Here is a 3025-nt window from a genome sequence, read left to right as displayed (position 1 = left end):
TAACTGAGTCGAGGGAAATAAGCCAACATGGCCTCAGCTGGGGCAAATTGGTGCTCAACCCTAACCAGAAGAAAAGGACATCCTGCACTCCAGCTTACCCTACAAACGCCGGGCGTGCTCGTTGAAGACCTGCCCATCGGAACCCAGCGGGCCCTTTTACCATTCCTCTGGATGCCGGTCGGCGGGCCCTTGCTGGGCTCGCGCGGCGCGTTGTTTCCAGCGCTGCAGGCCGTGGGTCGACCAAGGATGCGGTGCGCCGCGCCTGGGCGGCCTTGCGTTACGGGGCATGGAGCGTGACCCCGCTCCTGCGTATTGGCAAGGGCCCATCGAAGGGCCGGAAGGCAAGCATGACGATGCGCCCGCCGGGAAAGCCTTGCCCGCTGTGCTCATGGGGCCAGTGGGGATGAGAGGCCGCCTAAACGCTCGGCGCTTGGCCGTGCTCCGCGAACCCTGGCTGCTGGCCACTGACCTGCCGTGGGCACCGCGGGAGGTCAAACCCCTGTGCCAGGATCGCCGGCCGGTGGAGCAGACCCCTTTAGCGGCCAAGCCCATGGTGGGCGCCCATCGCCGGTTCGTCTGGGCAGAAGAGAGCCGCCATCGGCTGCCAGAACCGGCCTTGCCGGCGGGTTCGATCCAGAGCTTCCTGGCCGCCACCTTGCCGGTGCGGCCCACCGGATTTTGGGACCGGCATCCAAAACATCCCCCTGGGCGCCTACGCCGGGCGCTCTTGGGCCGGGTTTTTCCCGGTGCACCCCCTTTTTGCCGGGGCGAATGCGGAAAAGAGCCTCGGCCACAGGCCATCTGCCCAAGAGGGCGGCGCCCGTTGGCGCCAGGCGGCTCAGAAAACCGCCTGACCGCTGCCTCTGGGCCGCTTCATTGTCTTGTCAAAGTGCCCCAGCCGTTTGGCCGGCTATGTGGCTTTGCCCCTCTGCCACTCATTTAGCGGAAACTAAAGAGTGATAAAACTTCTGAAAATCCATGGCCTGCCGCAATTGAATGGGCTGGCTCAGTTGGGCGCTCAGGTAGGCGCTCATCTCCTGCCAGATTTGCATCTGCTTGACGATGTCGTGAGGACAAACGCAGAAAACCACTTTTCACCCTCTCCTGGGCTTCTCCGCGCCTACCGCGCGGTCGAACCGTCCAATCCCAACTCTGGGGCCACCCGGCGCATGGCCTGAATCACATTGCCCACATGCTCCCACAAGTCGATGCCCAACTCCTCGGCTCCCCGCCGAATCAGCTCGCGGTTGGCCCCTGCGGCGAAAGACTTGTCCTTCCACTTCTTCTTGACCGACTTAACTTCCAGATCGTACAACGAACGCGAAGGGCGCACCAGGGCCACGGCGGTGATCAGCCCGGTGACCTCATCGCAGGCGTACAGGGCCTTCTCCATCAAAGTTTCCCGCGGGAAGCCGGTATGGTCGGCGTGGCTGAGGATGGCCCGGACAATCTCCTCGGGCACGCCGCGCTCCCGCAAAATCGGCGCGCCCGCCGTGGGGTGTTCTTCCAGGGTGGGGTGAATCTCCCAGTCAAAGTCGTGAAGCAGTCCAGTGATCCCCCACTTCTCCACATCCTCGCCGAACTTTTCCGCGTAAAAGCGCATGGCGGCTTCCACAGCCAGCATGTGACGAATGAGGTTGATGTTCTTGACATGTTCGTGCACGATGGCCAGGGCTTGTTCGCGGGTGATCATGGCATTGCCTCCAGGAAAATAGGTTCGGGTGGCCCCAACACGGGGAGAGGATGCAGCCCATGGAGGTCCACCAAAGCGCGAAATGTGGCCAACACTTCGCGCAAATTCCAATTCAGATAAAGCCCCCGGCGGTAGACGCGTCGGTCGGCGGGGTACCCCACGGCGTCCAGCTCCAGGGCGCGGCAGGTATAGACGGCCCGCGCGAGATGAAACCGCTGGGTGACGACCACCACCTGGGAGACGCCGAAAATCGCCCGCGCTCGATAGCAGGAGTCGTAAGTGCGCCGGCCGGCGTAATCCAACACCAGGTCCTCGTCCGGCACCCCCAGGCTCAAGGCCACCTGTCGCATGGCTTCCGGTTCATTGTAATACACGAAGCGGTTGTCCCCGCTGAGGAGCAACTTACGAACTTTGCCCGCCAGGTACAGATCGACGGCCGCGGCCACCCGGTCCTGCAACACCGGCGTGGGGGAACCATCACGCCAGAGTCCTGCCCCCAGCACCAACGCCACCGGCCGGGGAGGCAGGTCTTCCGGCGAAGGTGCGATATAGGGCCGTGCTGCCCAAACCACCCAACCTCGGGCCAGCAGCAAGCTTCCCGCACTCAACCCCGCACCCCAAAGCGCCCAACGGGCCCACCGGCGAAGTATGCTCTTCACGCGCTCCATTGGACGGGATTTTACCACACCCCAGAGGCCCGGAGCGCCTCATGACTACACGAAATCCTGCGGAGCGAACCCCCGCATCCGGGTAGGCCTGCCCTTTTCATCCAACGCCATGCCCCCAAGGGATGGGCGTCGGCCTGCGAAAAAAGCGCAGCCTCAGGCTGCGCTTTTGGACTTCGTACAGGTCCTGCGTCGGCAGGGCTTACACCATGCGCTCGCGGATGCTGGCGCTGATGAAATCCAGCGCCGCCACGGTGATGGTGATCAGCCACACCGCAATCCCGGCCTGATGATACTGGAACTGCCGGATCCACTGAATGAGCAGGAAACCGATGCCGCCACCGCCCACCAGACCGATCACCGTGGACATGCGCACATTGATGTCCCAGCGGTACAGGGTGAAGGAGGTGAAGGGCGGCAACACCTGCGGCACCACGGCATACATGATGGTCTGCAGGCGATTGGCGCCGGTGGCCTGCAACGCCTCAATGGGGCCCGGGTTGATGCTTTCGATGGCCTCGGAGTACAGTTTCCCCAGGGCGGCCACCGAGTGGAGCGAGAGGGCGATGAACCCGGCGAAGGGCCCCGGCCCGACCCAAATCACGCCCATCACCGCCCAGATGAGCGGCTCGATGGAGCGGACGATGTTGAGGGTCAGGCGGGTCAC

General features: G+C 63.6%; 4 protein-coding genes. All 4 read right to left on the bottom strand.

Annotation, left to right across the window (positions count from 1 at the left end):
• Positions 1-935 precede the first annotated feature (935 nt).
• The gene (locus G4O04_09405) at positions 936-1091 is read right to left on the bottom strand and encodes a hypothetical protein (protein ID HEY58731.1); all 156 of its coding nucleotides are present in this window, start codon (positions 1089-1091) and stop codon (positions 936-938) included.
• A gap of 29 nt (positions 1092-1120) precedes the next feature.
• Complete coding sequence (locus tag G4O04_09400) at positions 1121-1693, bottom strand: HDIG domain-containing protein (GenBank protein HEY58730.1); 573 nt, start codon at positions 1691-1693, stop codon at positions 1121-1123.
• Positions 1690-2361: a DUF218 domain-containing protein gene (locus G4O04_09395; GenBank protein ID HEY58729.1), complete on the bottom strand. Its 672-nt coding sequence runs from the start codon at positions 2359-2361 to the stop codon at positions 1690-1692. The genes G4O04_09400 and G4O04_09395 overlap by 4 nt, the downstream gene beginning before the upstream one ends.
• Before the next feature lie 199 nt (positions 2362-2560).
• On the bottom strand, positions 2561-3025 hold a 465-nt coding region (locus G4O04_09390; GenBank protein HEY58728.1), incomplete at its 5' end, for an ABC transporter permease subunit.

This window comes from Anaerolineae bacterium (genome assembly GCA_011176535.1).
Taxonomy (GTDB): domain Bacteria; phylum Chloroflexota; class Anaerolineae; order Anaerolineales; family DRMV01; genus DUEP01.
The sequence above is the reverse complement of the archived record's forward strand: the minus strand, read 5'-3'. Positions and strand labels throughout refer to the sequence as shown.